Source organism: Streptococcus parasanguinis, assembly GCF_016648855.1.
Classification (GTDB): Bacteria; Bacillota; Bacilli; order Lactobacillales; family Streptococcaceae; genus Streptococcus; species Streptococcus parasanguinis_L.
Window position 1 is genome coordinate 22,663 of record NZ_JACLQU010000003.1, and the last position, 18,941, is coordinate 41,603.

General features: G+C 43.9%; 14 protein-coding genes. 1 reads left to right on the top strand and 13 read right to left on the bottom strand.

The features are described 5' to 3' along the window. Positions 1–52: 52 nt before the first annotated feature. From essC to H7T92_RS02820, 6 genes are all read right to left on the bottom strand, one after another. Positions 53–4,462: a type VII secretion protein EssC gene (essC, locus tag H7T92_RS02795; protein WP_201036968.1), complete on the bottom strand. Its 4,410-nt coding sequence runs from the start codon at positions 4,460–4,462 to the stop codon at positions 53–55. Positions 4,463–4,465: 3 nt separating this feature from the next. Further along, the gene (essB, locus tag H7T92_RS02800) at positions 4,466–5,755 is read right to left on the bottom strand and encodes a type VII secretion protein EssB (RefSeq protein ID WP_070448953.1); all 1,290 of its coding nucleotides are present in this window, start codon (positions 5,753–5,755) and stop codon (positions 4,466–4,468) included. A gap of 1 nt (position 5,756) precedes the next feature. Further along, the gene (locus tag H7T92_RS02805; RefSeq protein ID WP_003013697.1) at positions 5,757–5,999 is read right to left on the bottom strand and encodes an EsaB/YukD family protein; all 243 of its coding nucleotides are present in this window, start codon (positions 5,997–5,999) and stop codon (positions 5,757–5,759) included. Beyond that, complete coding sequence (gene essA, locus H7T92_RS02810; protein ID WP_045759059.1) at positions 6,000–6,455, bottom strand: type VII secretion protein EssA; 456 nt, start codon at positions 6,453–6,455, stop codon at positions 6,000–6,002. After that, the gene (esaA, locus tag H7T92_RS02815; protein WP_201036970.1) at positions 6,452–9,475 is read right to left on the bottom strand and encodes a type VII secretion protein EsaA; all 3,024 of its coding nucleotides are present in this window, start codon (positions 9,473–9,475) and stop codon (positions 6,452–6,454) included. The genes essA and esaA overlap by 4 nt, the downstream gene beginning before the upstream one ends. A gap of 131 nt (positions 9,476–9,606) precedes the next feature. After that, entirely contained in the window at positions 9,607–9,894 is a 288-nt protein-coding gene (locus H7T92_RS02820) for a WXG100 family type VII secretion target (RefSeq protein ID WP_003016069.1), read from the bottom strand. A 735-nt stretch (positions 9,895–10,629) separates the two neighbouring features. Here H7T92_RS02820 and H7T92_RS10400 point away from each other — a divergent pair. Further along, positions 10,630–10,923: a hypothetical protein gene (locus H7T92_RS10400; RefSeq protein ID WP_223325215.1), complete on the top strand. Its 294-nt coding sequence runs from the start codon at positions 10,630–10,632 to the stop codon at positions 10,921–10,923. Between the two features lie 54 nt (positions 10,924–10,977). On the opposite strand, the gene H7T92_RS02830 is transcribed toward H7T92_RS10400, so the two are convergent. From H7T92_RS02830 to H7T92_RS02860, 7 genes are all read right to left on the bottom strand, one after another. Further along, positions 10,978–12,828, bottom strand: a complete 1,851-nt coding sequence (locus H7T92_RS02830) for a proline--tRNA ligase (protein WP_021154372.1) — start codon at positions 12,826–12,828, stop codon at positions 10,978–10,980. A 15-nt stretch (positions 12,829–12,843) separates the two neighbouring features. After that, positions 12,844–14,103 carry an RIP metalloprotease RseP gene (rseP, locus tag H7T92_RS02835; protein ID WP_049482393.1) on the bottom strand — a complete coding sequence of 420 codons (1,260 nt, stop codon included), beginning with the start codon at positions 14,101–14,103 and terminating at the stop codon, positions 12,844–12,846. Positions 14,104–14,139: 36 nt separating this feature from the next. Next, on the bottom strand, positions 14,140–14,943 hold the full coding sequence (locus H7T92_RS02840) for a phosphatidate cytidylyltransferase (RefSeq protein ID WP_023919527.1): 804 nt from the start codon (positions 14,941–14,943) through the stop codon (positions 14,140–14,142). Positions 14,944–14,952: 9 nt separating this feature from the next. Continuing rightward, positions 14,953–15,702 (bottom strand): isoprenyl transferase, encoded by a 750-nt coding sequence (locus H7T92_RS02845; RefSeq protein ID WP_201036972.1) that lies wholly within the window; start codon positions 15,700–15,702, stop codon positions 14,953–14,955. Positions 15,703–15,856: 154 nt separating this feature from the next. Next, positions 15,857–16,183: a preprotein translocase subunit YajC gene (gene yajC / locus H7T92_RS02850; protein ID WP_201036974.1), complete on the bottom strand. Its 327-nt coding sequence runs from the start codon at positions 16,181–16,183 to the stop codon at positions 15,857–15,859. Positions 16,184–16,327: 144 nt separating this feature from the next. After that, positions 16,328–16,573, bottom strand: a complete 246-nt coding sequence (locus H7T92_RS02855; protein ID WP_003009969.1) for a hypothetical protein — start codon at positions 16,571–16,573, stop codon at positions 16,328–16,330. 225 nt (positions 16,574–16,798) lie between these two features. Continuing rightward, complete coding sequence (locus tag H7T92_RS02860; protein WP_201036975.1) at positions 16,799–18,928, bottom strand: AAA family ATPase; 2,130 nt, start codon at positions 18,926–18,928, stop codon at positions 16,799–16,801. Positions 18,929–18,941: the final 13 nt, after the last annotated feature.

Below are 18,941 nucleotides of genomic sequence, written 5' to 3' on the forward strand. Positions count from 1 at the left end.
CCGCGATTATAATGTTCACTATTGACTCGTGATTGCGTCTTTAATCATGCGTTTAGCGCATCAATGACTTGATCTTAATGTATGTACTCTCACAAACAAAATAATGAACTTGTTTTTCTAATATAGACTCTCGTAGAGGTTTCTTTGCAACAGGTACAACAGTTTGATCATTAAGCCTCATGCTTACCAAGGCTTGTTTGAAACCTTTTGCTAAGCGCAACGGTGCCTCGATATTACGAGAAATACTTTGGTTCGTTATCACAATTGATTTATAGCCAGCAAATAGACCTTGTTTAAAGATAAACTCTAGTCTCTTCTGTGCAATAGGTGTCAGATTTCCAATGATCTCCGTTACATTATAAAGAACAATAGTAGCTACTTGTTCCGTCAATCCTTCTTGGATACGTTTATTTATCTCATTTTCAAGAAATTTCAACCTATTTTCTATATCTTGTATTACATTCTCACAGATAACTTTCTGCTCAAATCCTTCTAAGTTTAGTTTAGAAAATTGTGGCGCCAATACAATCACCTTCTGCTTACTTCGGGCAATTTGTTTGACGAATTGTGTCATCTGCTCTTCCTTGTCTGTCAGATAGAGAAGGTTGCCTTTCTTGAGATCCCACGTTACAGGTTCAACTGTCTCCAGATCCAATCCGAGTGGTACTTTTCCTTCATCCAGCAAGGCTGCTACATCCTCACGTCCGTAGAAGGCTGCTTCTGTCAACTCATCTGGCACCATTGGGATGCCTGCTGGGGTGTGGCCTGTCCACATCTCTTTGAGGCTTTGGACTTGGTCGCGGAGGTTGTTGATGATTTGGATATCATTGTCCCCTGCGACTGGTAGAGCGAACTGGACGACATCGACTTCGTCACGCTTCATGAGCGCGCGTCCCTTGATGTCTTCCATCGTAGCTGCCAGTGGGGTTGCTCCTACGATACCACGGACTTCAGAGATATCATTTTGTGGCAAGGTCAGCTGGTGCTTAAAGTTTGAATAGAGCTGAGCCCGTAGGTTGTTCTGACGGCTAGCTGTGATGATCAAGTGCACACCGATGCTGAGACCTTCACGAGAGATCCGCATGAAGAGCTTGAAGAGGTCTGTCTCATAAGGTTCGTCCTTCATAGACTCATAGCTATCCATGAGGATGACCATGGTTGGCTCTTGCTTACCAGTCACTTCACGGTAGAGGGCGATGGTGCCGACACCATGCTCAGAGAGGAGCTTCTTGCGGCGATCCAACTCGCGGTTGATGATCCGGATGAATTTCTGGATTTTCTCCGTCTGATCGAGCAGGAGACTATCGGCCACATGTGGCAATTGAGTCAAGGGCGCTAAACCATTGGTTCCGAAATCAAGCAGATACATGGTCAGATTTTCTGGACTCTGTTTGCGAGCCAGATCCATTGCAACTGTCTGAAGGAAAGTGGTCTTTCCTGTACCTGGACTTCCGTAAAGGAGGATATTCCCATCTTTTGACAGATCGATAGCGACTGCTTCTTGCTTTTGCGCTTGCGGGATATCGGCAACCCCGATCAGGACGCTTGGAGCTGTCCGTTTTTGCCAAGCCTCGATCGGCACGACCTTGTCCAACTCATCCAGCGTAATTCGCTCTTTGAGCGGTGGCAACCATGGTTGTGCCACAGCTGCGATGCCTTCTTGTTGGTGCAAGTGATTGATTTCCTGTACGATGACATCCAGTTCTGTTGGCACTTCCTTGATTTCTTCTGCCATATCAAGACCAGAGAGGTCCTGGTTGAGAACTTCGTATTGGCCCAGTTCATTGATCAAGTAGATGGTATGGTCTTCGATTCCTAGCTGGTCCTTCTCAGGCTGGTAGTCTGCTCCTGACCAAGCGGTTTGGAAGAGTTCATAGACTTCGTTATTCCCGACTTGGAGGTAGGCACGACCGGTCTGGGTGATTTCAGCCGCATCTGCCGTCCGCAACATCTCCATAGAGTCGCCACGGTCAGCCACCTTGAGGGCTAGCTTGAATCGAGAGTTGGACCAGATTTGGTCATCCACGACTCCAGAAGGTTTTTGCGTCGCAAGGATCAAGTGTACCCCAAGGGAACGCCCGACACGCGCGATAGAGACCAACTCCTTGATGAAATCTGGTTGGTTGACCTTGAGCTCGGCGAACTCATCACTGATCAAGAAGAGGTGAGGAAGCGGTTCTGTCGCTTCACCCAGTTTAAATTTCTTTTGGTATTGGTTGATATGGTTAACTCCATATTGGCCAAAGAGCCGCTCCCGACGATGGATCTCCGCATTGATAGAGGCTAGGGCCCGCATGGACTGGGCACCATCCAAGTTGGTGATGGTCCCAAGCAAGTGAGGCAGATCCTTGAAGAGGTTTGCCATTCCCCCACCCTTGTAGTCGATGAGGAGGAAAGCTACATCGTGTGGGTGGAAGTTGACGGCAAGGCTCAGGATATAAGACTGAATGGTTTCAGACTTACCAGAACCGGTTGTCCCTGCGATCAAACCGTGTGGTCCATGAGCCTTTTCATGGAGATTGAGGTAGACCAAATCATCCTTCCCACGCAGACCAATCGGTACTGCCAAACTTTGGTAAGGGGCATGGCTCTCCCAACGACTCAAGACCTTGAGGTCATTGAAGGTCTCTGCCTGGTACATTTCAAGGAAGGTCACCGAGTCCGGAATTGAGCTCTTGAGTTGTTGGATATGCTTGAGTGGAGCAAGGCCACGCGAGATGGCTTCCTTGTCATAACCTTCAGGGAAGTGATCCAATTGAAAGTCAAGCTCACGAAGAACCCCTTCTTGCAAGAGCAATTGCCCTTGGTTGCGGTCCTTGATAGAGATAACAGTTTGGATATTTTCAGAAAGAGATGAGAGCACGTCTGCCACATAGATGATGGAGCAGCCGAGCTCTGTCGGATCCTCACGGAAGAACTCCATGATGACATGGTCCAAAATCAAGGTCTCATCGGTGATGAGGACCACATAGTGCGGGTGGAAGATCTTGGTATCATTGGCTTTTTCTTCCTCTTTTTGCGCCTTGCGGAGCTTGAGGATTTGGTTGAGACTGTTCAAGACCTGATCGCGTGTCCGCTGATTGTAGACGAAGCTACGGACATTCATGTCTTGCAGAGTTGCATGAGGCAACCAGCGCATCCAATCCCAGCTTTCTTTTTCCTCTTCTGGAATGATCGGAATAATGGTCAGATCATGATAAGAGTGAAAGACAGCCAATTGTGCAACCAGGAGTTGCAACTGCTCGAGCACGATAGGACGAGGACCGACATACCCTACGGGTCCCCGATTAAGACTGGCTACAATCGGAAGATTGTCGATCTTTTGATGAGCTTGGAAAAGAGCATAGCCTTCTTCTTCCAAGGCATCTTTCTTCCCACTGCGTTCTTCCTGACCATATTTGAGCTCATAGCTGGTTGGAACCTTGCCCAAGCCCAAACGATAGGCCAAAAAGTCAAAATGAAGGGGTGTTTTTTCGTAGATCCGCGAGTCATAGCGTTTGACCATCTTGGTCAAGTCTTCGATCGCTGGAAAATGGTAAAACATGCCTTCTCGCTGCTTCCGAGATAGCTGTTCCAAGTCCTTGGCCTTGTCCTTGAGATAGAGATGGTAGAGCTCCACGCGCTCTTTCTTGTCTTCTTTGTATTTCTTACGATTCTTGAAGAAGCCTTGGACCGAAAAGATCACACTGACCACAGACATGGATACCGTCGCGATGATATAGAGCCCCCGCGGTTGGAAAATGGTGATCAAGAGGGTCACCCCAACCATGATGAGGGGTGGCATGATCAACTTCAAGAGTTCATCTGATGGCTTTTGAGGCTCCGCTCCCGGAGGATTGATCAAGATCTTGTCTTCCGAACTCCGGTAGATGATCCGCGGAGACCGGTGGTACTCTGGATAGTCCTTGTAAAAGTCGTAACGCGAATGCAAACGCGGCACTAGATAAGGACTTACTTCTACAGCCCCTTCCACGCCAAATTCTTCCGGATAGAGCTTAAAGGTCACATCTCCAATGGCCAGCTCATCCCCAAAGGCCAATGGAAAAGTCGCTTCACTGACGAGTTTGTGGTTATGGTAGAGTTTTCCGGATAAGAGCTGGCAAGTCCAAGTCTGCTCTTTTTTCACAAGGAGAAAGCGTACTGGATAGTGCAAGCGCACATCCGCACCCTTTTCATCTGCTACGAGAATTTCTTCCTTATCAAGCAGTTCATAGGTATGGACTTCTCCTGTCGCCAAGTAGCAGACCACATCCCCAAGGATTTTGCTATTTTCAAGCACACCCTTGTCTTCACCATACTGGTAGAAGATTTCTCCTTGACTCCATTGGAAATGAAGGGGATTTTCTTGCGAAGCCAGGGTCAACTGAGCTGTTTCTTGATTCGATACAGTCGCTGTTTTTCCCTCTTCTAGCGCTAGCTCATAGCGAAAACCTTTTTTATAGAGTATGATACGTTTTTTCATAGACTACTCCTTGTGGTCGCTAGACTCAGTCGAGCTTGCAGTTGTAGAAGACGAGCTTTCTGTTGAGGAACCTTCTGTAGACGAAGCCGTTGTTGAGCTGCTAGTGGAAGCTTTGGTTTCATCTGTCTCTGCTTCCAAGAGTTTAGAGCGGGCATCCCAGTATTTCTTGTATTCGCCCTCTAGCTCAGAGAGTTTCTTCTCGCGCTGTTCACCAGAGAGTTTTTCGCTATCACGTGTCGCCTTGATTTCTTTACGAAGGGCATAGATGATCAAGTCTGAATCGTCGATCCGCTTGGCTGTATCCAGCGCTTGGGTAAAGTCATGACGTCCGATATAGATCCAGTAGTGGAGATAGAGGCTGTCTGACTTGAGCGTGACGTTGTTAAGGATGACCTTCTTTTGGTCCTCTGAGAAATTCAAGCCTTGCAAGTAAGACGTCGCCAACTCATATTTCTGTGTCATTGGAAGACTACTTGGAGCCACTCCTTCCAACTCATCGATCACACCGGTATAGTCTACCTTGAGGTAGGCTGTATCCGCTTGAAGCAACTTTTCTTTAAAGGGTGCTTGGAAAAAGACCAAATAGATCAAAGGCAAGAGTAAGAGAGCCACTACAGCTGAAAGCCAAACTGTTGCCAACTTAAAGATTCGGTGTTGACGGCTTGAAACCAAGGTCAAGGTCTTTTCTTCCTCTTCCTTGCGTTCTTGATAAGCTTTCTCTAAGAGACCTTTCATCTCTTCTAAGCTAGCGGCATCACGGATTTCCACCAAGAAATCTGGCAGATCTTCTAATTCAAGTGTGCCTTGATAGAGTTCCATGAAGTCCCAGTCCCCAAAAAGAGTGACGGCATAACACTTGGCCTGACGCAAGAATTCAACCTGATCCCACTTGCGTGGCACCATCATTCCCGGAACCCCGCGGTAAGCGATCTTGACTTGCGCATCCTTGGTCACAAACAAATTGATAGGATGCAACATAAAGGTCACTGGAAGCTCCAAGGCCGGCGCCAAATCCAAGACGTTGATGGCTAGACGCAGACGGTCTGATACTGGTAATTCTTGGATTTCTTCAGCACTCAAGCCTAGAGCATCTGTCTGATAGGTCAGATGAATCTGGTCTTGATCCGCTGTCATGCTTTGCTCTAAAAACAAGGGATGATGGAGATCCAAAATCCATAAATTGCGTAAATCCTGGCTATCCACTTCTGAACGCTTGAGGTCCAGCCGCCAGCTCGTTTCTTCTTTTTCAAAACGGAAGACTTGTTCTTCCAGTGTAAATTGTTCTTCTTTCACCTTACCACTCCTCAATCTCGATCAGATCACCACTCGTGATCGGATACTCTTGTACCACCTTGCCTTCATCTAGCAAGATGCCTTTATTTACCACGCGCAACTGATACTTGCTTCTAGGTTCCATGGCAGACCCAAAGATCTGATCCAATTCCCGAATCAAGCGTCGCACCTCCATCCGCGTTGGGATTCGGAGGTCATGGCTTGCACCATTCATACGGAAGGTGACATTGATATGTTGGTCCATTTAGGCCTCTTTTCTATAGATTCGATAGGAAATGTAGCCAGCAATCCCAAAGAGAAGAGCACTCCAAGCCAGCATTTGCAAAGCTGGAATAAAATCCGACAAACTGGCCGAATTGTCCTCCACATTGGACTCGAATTTAGATAATTTTTGATTTTCAGGCTGGAACAGGTCCGCTTCAGGCCCTGTTTTTTTCTTTCCCTTTATAGCAGAAAACAACTGGCCGTCAGAATCGGTCAATTGTTTCTCTTGCTTGCGTTTTTCATCTGCTAATTTTTTCTGATCCTTCTCATTGAAAAGAGACTCAGTCGCATCCAATTGGCCCCCAAGTGTCTTTTCCTGCTCTGTCTCCAGACGTGAGTTGTTGACCTGCAGACGATTATCAATAAAATCATCTGCAGAAACAACAGCTACTGGCAAGAGACTAAAGACAAAGAGAAGATACATCATTTTTTTCATAAGCTTGATTCAATTTCCTTTGTTTGAGTAAACTTCTTTGGAATGAAGATATTGGCAACCGCCAAAAGGCCGAAGAAGACCAACAATCCGAAGAAGACGCCGATACCGGCTGTTTGTCCATCAAAGTAACCCGCAAACTGTCCTTCTAAAATAGAAAGGAGGTTGACATTTTTCACCAGTGCTGGAAGGCCTGACAAGGTCGCGGTCGTTCCGATCGCACTTGATAGGTAGACGTAGCTGATCAACATGAAGAAGGCCAGTCCCATTCCAATCACACGGAAGTGTTTCAAGAGAAGGTATTGCAGTTGTACCAAGACAAAGCTTGCTAGAACCGCTAAGAATACCCATGAAGGTACATATTCACGACCAACAGAGAGTTGAATACTTGAAATCATTCCGATCACCAGTCCAAAGATGAGAGAAAGTCCCACAAGGACACCGACAGACAAGAGATCTGATTCTTGCAAACGATCCAATTTGAAACGATCCTTAACCTTGCGAATGATTGGTTGAGTCGCAAAGAGATAAGCTGTAAAGAGGCTCAAGACTTCCAACATAAAGATCCAGATAAATGGACGGTAAACGTTGATCGTCGCTTTCACAGAAGAAGATTTCTCTGCAACTGGATTTGACAAGAAGTCGAGCAAGACTTCATTCGGTACTCCATTTTCATAGGCATTGTTGAAGACTTTACGGAAGGCTTCGACGAAGTTCCCGTTTTCAGACAATTCCTTGTCGAATTCACCCATCAAGCTCTCTGCATTGCTAGACAATTTCTCTGTATTGCCTTGGGCTTTTTCCAATTCTTTGTTCAATTGACTAAAGATTTCATTGGTAGAGTTAGCCGCTTCTACATTGCTACGAGACGAGCTCTTAACGCCTTCTGTCGAGCTCAATAATGACGTGTATTCAGAACCAAGGGCTGACAAATCTGCATCGGTCTTGGTTTGAGCCTGTGTCACTGTTTCTTGTGATTTTGAGATCTCTTCTAAACGTTTTTGAAGCTCTGCATACTGCTTCAATTGATCGTTGATATTTTGGGTTAGATCCTTGTTGGTGTTTTCGATTGCTTGAAGATTTGCCTGCAATTGTGGTCCCAAGTCTTGCAACTGTTTAAGGGTACCATCTAACTGGGCTTTCACACTCTTCGTTGCATCCCCAGATTCATCCGTTTCAATACTCTTACGGTAATCCTTCATGTTACTTGAAACGGCAGCCTTCACGACATCGACCAAAGCATCTGTCAAATCCATATCTTCGATCGGATCATAGAGCGAATGACGATTTTCCTTTTCATCTTTTGGATAGTAGGCATCGATCAATGCTCCCGCTCGTTGATAATCCAAGGCAATTTCACTAGCTTTCGACGCATAGTTAGCGACAGCTGTTTTCAAATCATCTGCAGATACGGTCACACTGGTTGAAGAAACTCCATTCACAAGAACTTCAACATCAATCGCGCTTGGCATAGCTCCTCCATCTTCAACGAGGTGAATTTGAATTTGTTTACCATCTTTCAGTTCGACTTCCTGCTCACCACCACCTGCATAAGTCTGTCCATCATAGGTCCAAGTATCAACCTTGACCCCTGCAGGGACATGAATACTAACTTTCTGTTTTCCAGATTTAGCATTGAGGACATCCGCAACTGCCGTTGATTTGGCATCCACTTCTGCAGCCAATCGTTTTAATTCATCGGCATTCCCTTTTGCTTGCCCCTTCGTACCAGCAAAAGCACTATCAAAATCAATCGCTGCGTTGAGATTTCCATACTTATTCAGATTAAGACTAGCAGGATCTAAAGACGGAAGTTTTTCAATTGCTTGACGAATGTCATCATCCGCTTTATCTCGAGCCTTGCTGATAGTTTCGATTTTTGGCTTTCCAAGCAAGGTACGAAGAGTGACTTTGTCTCCTTCTTTTAGCCCATAGTAGTCAAAGATCTTCGCTTTTACAGAAGACTCGATGTTATTTTCGTGCTCATCTAATTTGTCGCGTTCTGCCTTGATCCCTTTTTCGAGATCTGCCACACGATCATTCACATCTTTTGTCAAGCCTGCATAGGTCTTGGTCCCTGAAGCATCTCCTTCTGTTTCAGTTGGCTGACTCAATTGTTTAGTAATCGCTTCTTGGTTTTGTTGTAGATTCTTATACAACTCTTGGGTCTTTTCACTGACAACAGACTGGTTCATGGACATCAGCTGGTTCATGAACTCTTCATGGCTGATCTTATCCTCAGAGCGTTGCTTGATCAATGTGTCGAAGTTTTGACCGTACTGATCCTGAGATTGGGTCAATTGATCAAAAGCCTGTGTATAAGACTCAAGGACTGTCTTCAAGGCATTATTCGACTCAACAGATGACGTAGACAAGCTATAGAGACTTGGAAAGATATTCTTCGAATCTAAAGCTGAATCCAATAAGTTACTCCGGTATGAACCAATGTTGGTCGATTGGATTTTGTTACTTGTTTCCACGTTCTTCTGAGCTGTATAGAGGTTGCTCAAAATGCTGACCATATACATATCAACCAACTGGCTATTCAAGTCTGAAACGATATCTTTAGCGACTTTATTGGCCTCGTTTTCAACCTGAGAATTTCCAGCCGCGTTGACCTTATACGTCACCGTGGTCTTCTCTGCATTAACCGCGTTCACTTCCAAGACCTTCTCTGAGAAGTCACTTGGAATGACAATCATCAACTGGTACTTGCCATCTGCAAGCCCTGACTCAGCAGCTCCACGAGGGAGTACAGACCAGTTTTGCGAATTATCCCGCTCGATATTCTTTACATAGCTAGCCCCGAGGTTGTATTCTTTATCATTCAGTTTAACCGCCTTGTCTTCGTTGACAACTGCAATATTGAGCTTGGTGTTTTCTGTCGTTTGTACGGTCTTGGCTTCGTTTTGCTTTTGGTCCTTTTGAACCGTCGTATAAAGACCCACTACAGATCCCATCAAAAGGAGCACAACCGCACTCTGACCGATGTATTTTAACCATTTTTTATTTTTAACTTCCATACCTTTTCCTTTTTCTAATTCATAGATACAAAATAGGGGTTAGGAATTAAGAATCTAACCCCTATTTTCTATATATCAAAAGACAAAAGGGTGATCTACCTACAAGAAGTAAGATCACCTCCAAGACTATCTTAGTGGATTTGTGCAGCGATATCTTGGTCAGTTTGTTCAACGATATCAGCAACTTTGATCAATTGACCGTTGATGTCTTCCAACAATTGAGCGAATTGTTTAATTTTTGGAGACAATTCGTTGAATTGTGCTTCAAAGCTATCAAATGCAGATCCATCCCAGTTTGCGTCGATGACTTGTTGTTCATGAGTCAAAGTAGTAAGGATTTGATCGATTTCTTGAGAACCTTGTGCATAACGTTGTGCTGAAGCACGTAGGTCTTCTGGAGTTAATTTAATTTGAGCCATATTTTTCTCCTTTTGGGCTGATACCCTTATATTTTTTTCATAAACAATACATTTTAGTACGAATTAGTAAAATGCCAGATAACTGTATATTTTACCTTTTTCTCCCTGTTTGTATTATTTACTTAAAAATATCTTAATGAAATATTGCCAGAATGTCAAGTTTAGAGGGCTAACTGATAAAACATTGTAACTTTGTTACAATTGTGTAACATTTTGTCATAAATATGTAATATATTTTCTGAATTCCTTGCCCCAGTAGTCTCCAACTAGTATTATTTCTGAGAAGAAAAGAAGACACTCTGTCCTTTTATATTAACTCAACACATAGATAAAAATTGTTGATTTTAGGTGTTTTTAAAAGCAAATTTTGAAGATTTTTGTATATTTTTTCATTTTTAAAACTTTTATGGTATAATGAAACCTGTTCAAAACTTGTTTCATACAAGATCGAACACCATTAACCTATAAGGAGTATATATGAAAAAATTTCTACTTGCCTCTGTCTGTCTACTAGCTCTTACCGCTTGTAGCCAAGGCTAACAAGGCAAAGGAACTACTGCCGCTTCTCCCAAGCAAGAGGAAACTCAAAACAAAAAGGAGCAAGTCCAAACCAAGACCTTTGTTAGTGACCTCGGCGATCACCACCAAAACAAAATTCAAATTGGCTACAAGAAAGAGGAAATTGTCTCTTTTACTTTCCTTAGTTTTGAACCCATTTCCTCAGATTTGCAAGACATGGATCTTCCTGAATTAAAGGAAATCTACCAAGAAGAATTAGAACATAGCGATATCTATAAAACCTTAAATGGTAAGCCTGGACTTAGCTTCCGCATTCAAATTTCAAAAGATAAACAATCCTATGCTAAAGTCTTACAGGCTGACTTCTCAAAAATCAAGAAAGATGAGTTTGCTACCATCTACGGAGATCAAGGGGAGGAAGAAAGAGCCGAGTTCAAGAAATACCTCAATGGCAAGCCCCAAGATCTCTTTACCTATTTCAAAGATCAAGGCCTCAAAGAAGAAAAATAAAAAGAGCTTCCTGAGTTTCATCACCACACTGGTGAGAGCTCAGAAAGCTTTTTCTTATTTGTTCAAGATTGAAAGGGTTTCAAGGAGATTGTCTGCATGAACTTCGATGGTATCTCCTGTCGCTTTGATTTTCACTTCAACGATGCCTTCAGCTGCTTTCTTACCAACTGTTACGCGGATTGGAAGCCCAATCAAATCACTATCGCTGAATTTGACACCAGCGCGTTCATTTCGGTCATCCACTAAGACTTCGTAGCCTTTATTCACCAAGGCTTCTTCGATCCGATCGGTCAAAGCAAGACTCGCTTCATCCTTGACATTGACTGGAATCAAATGCACATCAAATGGCGCCAATTCTTTAGGGAAGTTAATTCCCCAAGCGTAACGGTATTCCCCTTTTGGAGTCTTATTGACAAAGAGTCGTGCATGTTGCTCCATAACGGCTGAAAGAAGACGGCTGACACCGATTCCGTAGCAGCCCATGATGATTGGAACCGCACGACCGTTTTCGTCCAAGACATCTGCTCCCATGCTAGCTGAGTAGCGTGTGCCGAGTTTGAAAATGTGACCGATTTCGATCCCACGTGCAAAGTTCAAGACCCCTTTCCCATCTGGTGAGATTTCGCCTTCACGAACTTCACGAATATCCACGTATTCTGCAGTAAAGTCACGTCCTGGGTTGACACCAGTCAAGTGGTAGCCTGTTTCATTGGCACCGACTACTGCATTACGGCTGTCTTGTACCTTGCGGTCTGCGATAATCTTAACATTTTCAGGAAGATCAACTGGACCGAGAGAGCCAAAATCTGCTCCTAATAATTCTTTCACTTCCACTTCGGTTGCAGGTTCAAAGAAATCTGCACCAAGATGGTTTTTCAACTTCACTTCATTGAGCTGATCATTACCTACAAGAAGGGCAACAACAGGCTCACCATCTGCAATGTAAACCAAAGTCTTGATAGTAGCTTCTTCTGGAACATCCAAGAATGCAGCTACTTCATCAATCGATTTGACACCTGGTGTTTCCACGCGCTTCACTTCTTCTTCCGCTACGACACGGTTACTTGGCTTGTATTCGTTAGTAGCCATTTCCAAGTTCGCAGCATAGGTTGATTCACTTGAATAGGCAATGGTATCTTCACCAGAGACCATCCATTTGAGCAATTCTGCTTTGATTTCTTCTTGGACTTCTGCTGGGATCTCATCAAAGGAAGCCACTGATTTGTCTAAAACAACCCAACGGTCCAAGTCTGTACGAGCAGGCGTAACAGCCATAAACTCTTGGCTATCTTTTCCGCCCATGGCACCACCATCACCGATGATAGCCTTGTAGTCAATGCCACTGCGGGTGAAGATCCGCTCATAAGCTGCCTTGTATTCATCATAAGTGACATCCAAGCTATCGTAGTTAGCATGGAAGCTATAGCCATCTTTCATGATGAACTCACGGGTCCGAAGAAGACCGTTCCGTGGGCGTTTTTCATCGCGGTATTTTGGTTGAATTTGGTAGAGATTCAACGGCAATTGTTTGTAAGATTTTACTGAGTCGCGCACAATAGCGGTAAAAGTTTCTTCGTGAGTTGGACCTAAGATAAAGTCAGAGCCTTCACGGTTTTTCAACTTATAGAGGTCTTCCCCGTAAGTTTCGTAACGACCAGATTCACGCCAGAGATCCGCGCTCAAAAGGGCTGGAGCAAGCATTTCTACTGCTCCAATTTTTTCAAATTCTTGGCGCATGATGCCTTTTGCTTTTTCAATCACTCGATTTGCTAATGGCAGATAAGAATAGACACCAGCTGAGACTTGGCGAACATAACCTGCACGCAACATCAAAGCATGGCTAATGACTTGGGCATCGCTTGGCATTTCGCGAAGCGTTGGAATCAACATTTTACTTTGTTTCATGGACAATATCCTTTTCTATTTCAAAAATAATTTCATAATATCATTCCAGGTGACAGCAATCATCAAAATAACCATTACAGCTACACCTGCAAGCGTCATATAGGTTTCTACTTCTTGTTTCAGTGGCTTTCTCCGGACGACCTCGATCAAATTGATCAAGATTTTTCCTCCATCCAAAGCCGGAATCGGGATTAGATTGAAGATCCCAATATTAATTGAGAGCATGGCCATAAGAGATAAGACTGCCGGAATTCCTAATTGAGCAGCTTGTGAGCTGGCATTGTAGATGGCAACCGGTCCACCCAGTTTATTGAGACTAAAGTGGAAAATGATATCTTTCAAAGCTCCCAAAATCCGTGTCGCTGTATTCCAGGTATCTGTAAAACCAGACAAGAGTTTATCCACAAATCCTGTCTTGAGGCCATTTGTCACACCCAAATAGTAACGATTCCCTGACTTGGTTGGCTTCACTTTGACTTCTTTTTCTTGGCCGTCTGTCTTGACCTTCAGGGTCAATTCAGGAGCCGTCTTGCTGTCCTTGGTTGCTTTCTCGACAGCATCTGTCAGCTCATCCCAGTTGCTAACGGTATCGTTGTTTACCTGAAGGATCTGAACATTGCTTTTGACACCAACCTTGGCCAGCGCCCCATCGGGTGCCACCTGAACATTGTTGCTATAGTAGTCAATCGCACCGCCTCGCATAAAGGCTAAGAGTGAGTAGACAACAATACTGAGGATAAAGTTGTTCATAGGGCCCGCAAAGTTGGTGATTAACCGTCCCCAAATGCTGGCATTCTGATACTGAACATCTCTCGGTGCAATCCGCACTTCTGTCCCATCTTCCTCAACGATGGTCGCATCATGATCAACACTATAGGTCTTTGTCTCATCGAGAACCAAGCCTGTGATTTCTAATTTATCTTCAAAGTCAAACTGGGTAACATTCATGGGAAGGGCTGTCTGATCCAGATTCTTTCCTGAAAGATTGATCCGGACGACCTTACCAGCCTCATTTAGCGTCAAGCTGACAGGCGTTCCGGTTTTAATCTCAGTTGTATCCTCACCCCAGCCAGCCATCCGCACATACCCACCTAAAGGTAGAATGCGAATCGTATAAGCTGTTCCATCTTGACCAATATGGGCAAAGATCTTTGGACCCATCCCGATCGAGAATTCTCGCACCAGGATGCCCGATTTTTTTGCAAAATAGAAATGACCAAACTCGTGAACGAGAACGATCACTCCAAAAATAACAATAAAGGCAATAAACTGCATCGTTCTATACGTGGTTTCCTTTCTATCTCTTCTGTCTTAGAACAAGCCCAAGAAATGCATCAAGGGAAAGACAAAAATCAAACTATCAAAGCGGTCTAGAACACCACCATGTCCTGGAATAAATTTCCCAGAATCTTTCACACCGAAGTGGCGTTTAATCGCACTCTCTACCAGATCTCCAAACTGACCTGCAATACTAAAGAGGATGGTAAAGAAGATCATAGCAAGAAAACCATGTCCACCTGCCACAGAGCGATCCACGATCATATAGATCACAGTTACCGCAACTGCAGACAAGATTCCCCCAAGACTGCCTTCAATCGTTTTATTAGGAGAAACCGCAGGCATGAGCTTGCGTTTCCCAAACCGGCTTCCTACCAGATAAGCACCTGAATCTGTAGCCCAGACAATAAAGAGGGCTAACAAAACCTTATCAATACCAGCGATTCGCGCATCTACTAAGGAATGGAAGCCAAGTCCAACATAAAAGCTGGACGCAATGGGGTAGACCACATCTTCATAATTATAATTCTGAGCAAGAACAGTTGTCCCCATGAGAATCAAGACAACCAGACCATAGGCAATCATATTGCCGTCTGCTGGAAGGTAAGGAAGGTAGTCCTCGATCGGCAAAGTCAGGACGAAGGCCGCTAACATGGCTAGCGCTCCTTCAAAGGTCGCTGTCTCAAGCCCCTTCATCTTAAGCAATTCATGAACCCCTAGCATGGCGATCAAGCCAATCACAATCTGGAAGAACACCCCTCCAACCATTACTGTTGGAATGAAAAAGAGCAGGGCAATTCCTCCAAAAATCACACGTTTTTGTAAATCTTTCGTCATCATCTTCTCCTAAACACCGCCAAATCTCCGATGGCGATGGCTATATTCTACTATGGCACTTCGTAGTGCTTCCTCTCCAAAATCTGGCCACATCACATCTGTGAAATACAACTCACTGTAGGCGGCCTGCCAAGGAAGGAAATTACTCAAACGGATTTCTCCGCTGGTACGGATAATCAAATCCGGATCCCTTAGGACACGTGGCAAACTCTCGGTATAGAGATAATCTGCGATCACCTCTTCTGTGATATCTTCTGGACTGAACTTCGCGTCCAAGACTTCATGAGCGATCTGCTTCACAGCCTGAGTAATCTCTGCACGTCCACCATAATTGAGTGCGAAATTCAGGATCAAGCCAGTATTGAGGTGGGTCATCGCTTCTGCTCTTTCCAAAGCTTCTAATGTTTCTTTGGGTAATTTCTTAGTGTCACCGATCATTTGAATCTTGACATTATTGCGATGCAATTCAGGGACAAAGCGATCATAAAACTCAACTGGCAAGTGCATGATAAACTTGACTTCATCATCAGGGCGTGTCCAGTTTTCCGTCGAAAAGGCATAGACCGTCAAGACCTGAACTCCCATATTTTTTGCTGCAATCGTCACTTCTTGGAGAGCTTCCATCCCTGCCTTATGACCAAAGACGCGCGGTTGCATCCGCTTTTTCGCCCAACGACCATTGCCATCCATAATAATGCCAATATGTTTCGGGACTTCTAAAGGGATCTCGATTTTTTCTTTCTTCTTAAAACGAAACATGTTTTTCTACCTATTTCAATATTTATCGCTTCATTATACCATAAATCCCCATAAAATAGGGACTGTGGCCTCTATTTTGAACGAGCAAGGCTTTCCTTCATCGCGCAATTCCATTTGCCCACCAAAAAAGAGGCTCTTGCCTCTTCTTTGATGATTATTCTTCGATAGCTGAATCGACATCTGAGCTAGCAGATTCTGTAGCAGTGGCTGAGATCCCTTCTGATACAGGAAGAACTGTTTTGATCGCTCCCAATTCAAAGGTCAGGTAGACACCATCAACATCCAAGACAACGGTCTTGCGATCTGTATCGACTTCATCGATGGTTCCGTACAAGCCACCAATCGTGATGACTTCATTTCCTTTTTGAAGTTTATTCAAACTTTCCATCCGTTTTTGGTACTGTTTCTTTTGGCTACGGCTCATGAAGTACATCAAACCGACCATCAGAATAAGCATAATTAGCAAACTTCCGCCTTGCATATGTTTCTCCTTTAATTTTCATATATGCTATACTATATCAAATTTCGCCCGTCTTTTCAAGTTTTCCCATCCTCTTCAAGCAAAATCAGACTCCAGTCTCAGATTTGGATGCAAAAGAAAAAACCACGAAAAGTGGGCTACTGACTAATCAATCGTAATGCCATACTTTTCGTGATTCTCATCATACCAATCAATCAAGGCCAAAGCCGTTTGATAGGTAATATTTTTGATTTTACTCGTTCCCTTAGTCAAAGTCGCCAAGCTCATTTTGCTGATGTTTGTTTCAGTTGCGACACGATAGCTCGTCAAGCGACCATCAACCATCAGTTGAACAACGGCTTCTACTTTTCTGTATTCGGGAGTTGAGTAGATATCAATTGTATTGCTCATCTTACTTCCATTCCTCAAATTTTATTCTTGTATAGATTATATACTTATTTTCTTTATTTATTAATAAATTTGCTCAAATTGGGTTAATTTCACTAATTATTGATGTTTTTTTGGCCCAAATAGGGTCTTTTTCGCTTTATACGGCGAATAATTTCCCCCAGGTGGGAAGAAAAAATAAAGACCGCTATATGATAGCAGTCTCTATTTTTCACAAACTAATTCGCCTTAATCTGCTTGTTTATCAGTGTTTTCTTCCTTCTTTGTGTCTTTTTCTCTGATCACAAGCACACCATCTTCCATGTCAGCTTCAAGATGTTTAGCATCCAAGTTATCCAAGTGGAAGTCTGTCACTTTGTCACGGATTTGTTGTTCAACTACCCGACGGAGTGGACGAACACCCATCACTTCATCATAACCTTCTTCAGTCATATATTCTTTGGCTGCATCGCTCACTGCCAAGTCGATTTCTTTCTTAGAAAGGGTCTTATTGACATCTACCAACATCAAATCAACAATCTTAGAAAGGTCTTCCTTGCTCAAGTGTGAGAATTCAATAACAGCGTTGAAACGGTTCAAGAATTCTGGACGGAAGTAAGGTTTCAAACGATCCATGAGTTCTGGTTTATCCGCAGCTTCTGTCAAGTTGGCTTCGTAACCAAAGCCAGCGTTTGAAGTGGCGATAATCACAGTGTTCTTGAAGTTGACCGTGTTCCCTTGACCATCTGTCAAACGACCATCATCCAAGACTTGAAGGAGAAGGGTGATCACTTGAGGATCTGCCTTTTCAATTTCGTCGAGAAGGACGATTGAGTATGGGTTACGGCGAACACGTTCTGTCAAGGTATTGCTGTTATCATCGTAACCAACATAACCAGCTGTTGTACCAATCAATTTAGAAACGGCTGTGCGGTCGCTGTATTCTGACATGTCCAAACGGATGATCGCATCTTTGGTTCCGAACATATCAAGTGCCAATTGTTTAGCCAACTCAGTTTTACCGACACCAGTAGGACCTACAAAGAGGAAGCTACCGATTGGACGGTTCCCTTCGTCAAATCCTGCACGGTTCCGACGGATAGCACGTGCTACTGCTTCAACGGCTTTATCTTGACCGATAACCTTAGTTTGCAAACGGTGACCCATATCTTTCAAACGTTCGATATCAGTTGCACCCATTTGTGATACTGGAATACCCGTCATCCGTTCTACTGATTCAGCCACATCGTTGATTGTTGCTGTTACTTTATGGTCTTCCGTATGGTTTTCAATTTTCTTTTCAAGTTCTTCGATACGAACTTTTGCTTTCAAAGCTGCTTCGTAATCTTCTTTAGCCGCAGCTTCTTCTTGTTTGGTTTTTTCTTCTTCAATTTCATGTTCCACAGCATGGACATCTGTTACAGGATGTTGGGCTGCCAAGTGGGCAGCTGTCACATCGACCAAGTCAATGGCCTTATCAGGCAAGCTACGTTGTGGAATGTATTGGATCGAATAATCAACCGCTGCTTTCAAAACTTCATCTGGCAAGATGACATTGTGGTGTTTTTCATAAAGATCACGGATCCCTTGGAGGATCTTGAAAGTATCTTCGGCTGATGGAGCATTGACTTTCACTTCGTTGAAACGACGAGCAAGAGCCGCATTCTTCAAGATGGTGTTACGGTATTCATCTTGAGTAGTTGCCCCAATGACTGTCAATTCCCCACGTGAAAGAGCAGGTTTGATGATATCCGCAAGACCTTTAGATCCTTGACCATCACCTGTGCTGCCTGCACCAAGGATTTGATGGATTTCATCAAAGAAGAGAATGACATTTCCCATAGCCTTGACTTCTTGGATCAGATTTTGAATATTTTCTTCAAAGCTACCACGGTATTGCGTACCAGCTTCTAGACCAGAAATATCAATCGAGATGATTTCTTTGTTTTTGATAGCAGCTGGAACATCCCCGTTCACAATAGCTTGTGCCAAACCTTCTACAACTGCAGTTTTACCAACACCGGCATCCCCTACAAGGACAGGGTTGTTCTTGGTACGACGAGACAAGATTTCAGCAGTTTCTTGAATTTCTTTATTACGTCCGATGACCGGATCCAATTTTCCTTCACGAGCTTCTTCGGTCAAGTTACGACCAAGTTTTGCAAGGATCCCATCTTGTTTCATTCCTTTACCTTGATGGTGTTGCACTTGCTCGCTTCCTTCATTTGGCAGTTGACCAGTTTGGCGGTAAATAGCGAATTCTTCAGGTGTCACTTCACGACCGTTGATCATGTAGCGACGGCTTTCAGAACGAAAACCACCCATGTTTCCCATTAGTTGATTGAAAAGATCATCCATATTGTTAAAGTTGTTATTCATATTGTATACCTCT

Bases quoted from the DNA above. Each gene is read 5' to 3' on its own strand.
- essC (WP_201036968.1), bottom strand. From the start codon at position 4,462: ATGAAAAAACGTATCATACTCTATAAAAAAGGTTTTCGCTATGAGCTA.
- H7T92_RS02805 (WP_003013697.1), bottom strand. From the start codon at position 5,999: ATGGACCAACATATCAATGTCACCTTCCGTATGAATGGTGCAAGCCAT.
- essA (WP_045759059.1), bottom strand. From the start codon at position 6,455: ATGAAAAAAATGATGTATCTTCTCTTTGTCTTTAGTCTCTTGCCAGTA.
- esaA (WP_201036970.1), bottom strand. From the start codon at position 9,475: ATGGAAGTTAAAAATAAAAAATGGTTAAAATACATCGGTCAGAGTGCG.
- H7T92_RS02820 (WP_003016069.1), bottom strand. From the start codon at position 9,894: ATGGCTCAAATTAAATTAACTCCAGAAGACCTACGTGCTTCAGCACAA.
- H7T92_RS10400 (WP_223325215.1), top strand. From the start codon at position 10,630: ATGGATCTTCCTGAATTAAAGGAAATCTACCAAGAAGAATTAGAACAT.
- H7T92_RS02830 (WP_021154372.1), bottom strand. From the start codon at position 12,828: ATGAAACAAAGTAAAATGTTGATTCCAACGCTTCGCGAAATGCCAAGC.
- rseP (WP_049482393.1), bottom strand. From the start codon at position 14,103: ATGCAGTTTATTGCCTTTATTGTTATTTTTGGAGTGATCGTTCTCGTT.
- H7T92_RS02840 (WP_023919527.1), bottom strand. From the start codon at position 14,943: ATGACGAAAGATTTACAAAAACGTGTGATTTTTGGAGGAATTGCCCTG.
- H7T92_RS02845 (WP_201036972.1), bottom strand. From the start codon at position 15,702: ATGTTTCGTTTTAAGAAGAAAGAAAAAATCGAGATCCCTTTAGAAGTC.
- yajC (WP_201036974.1), bottom strand. From the start codon at position 16,183: ATGCAAGGCGGAAGTTTGCTAATTATGCTTATTCTGATGGTCGGTTTG.
- H7T92_RS02855 (WP_003009969.1), bottom strand. From the start codon at position 16,573: ATGAGCAATACAATTGATATCTACTCAACTCCCGAATACAGAAAAGTA.
- H7T92_RS02860 (WP_201036975.1), bottom strand. From the start codon at position 18,928: ATGAATAACAACTTTAACAATATGGATGATCTTTTCAATCAACTAATG.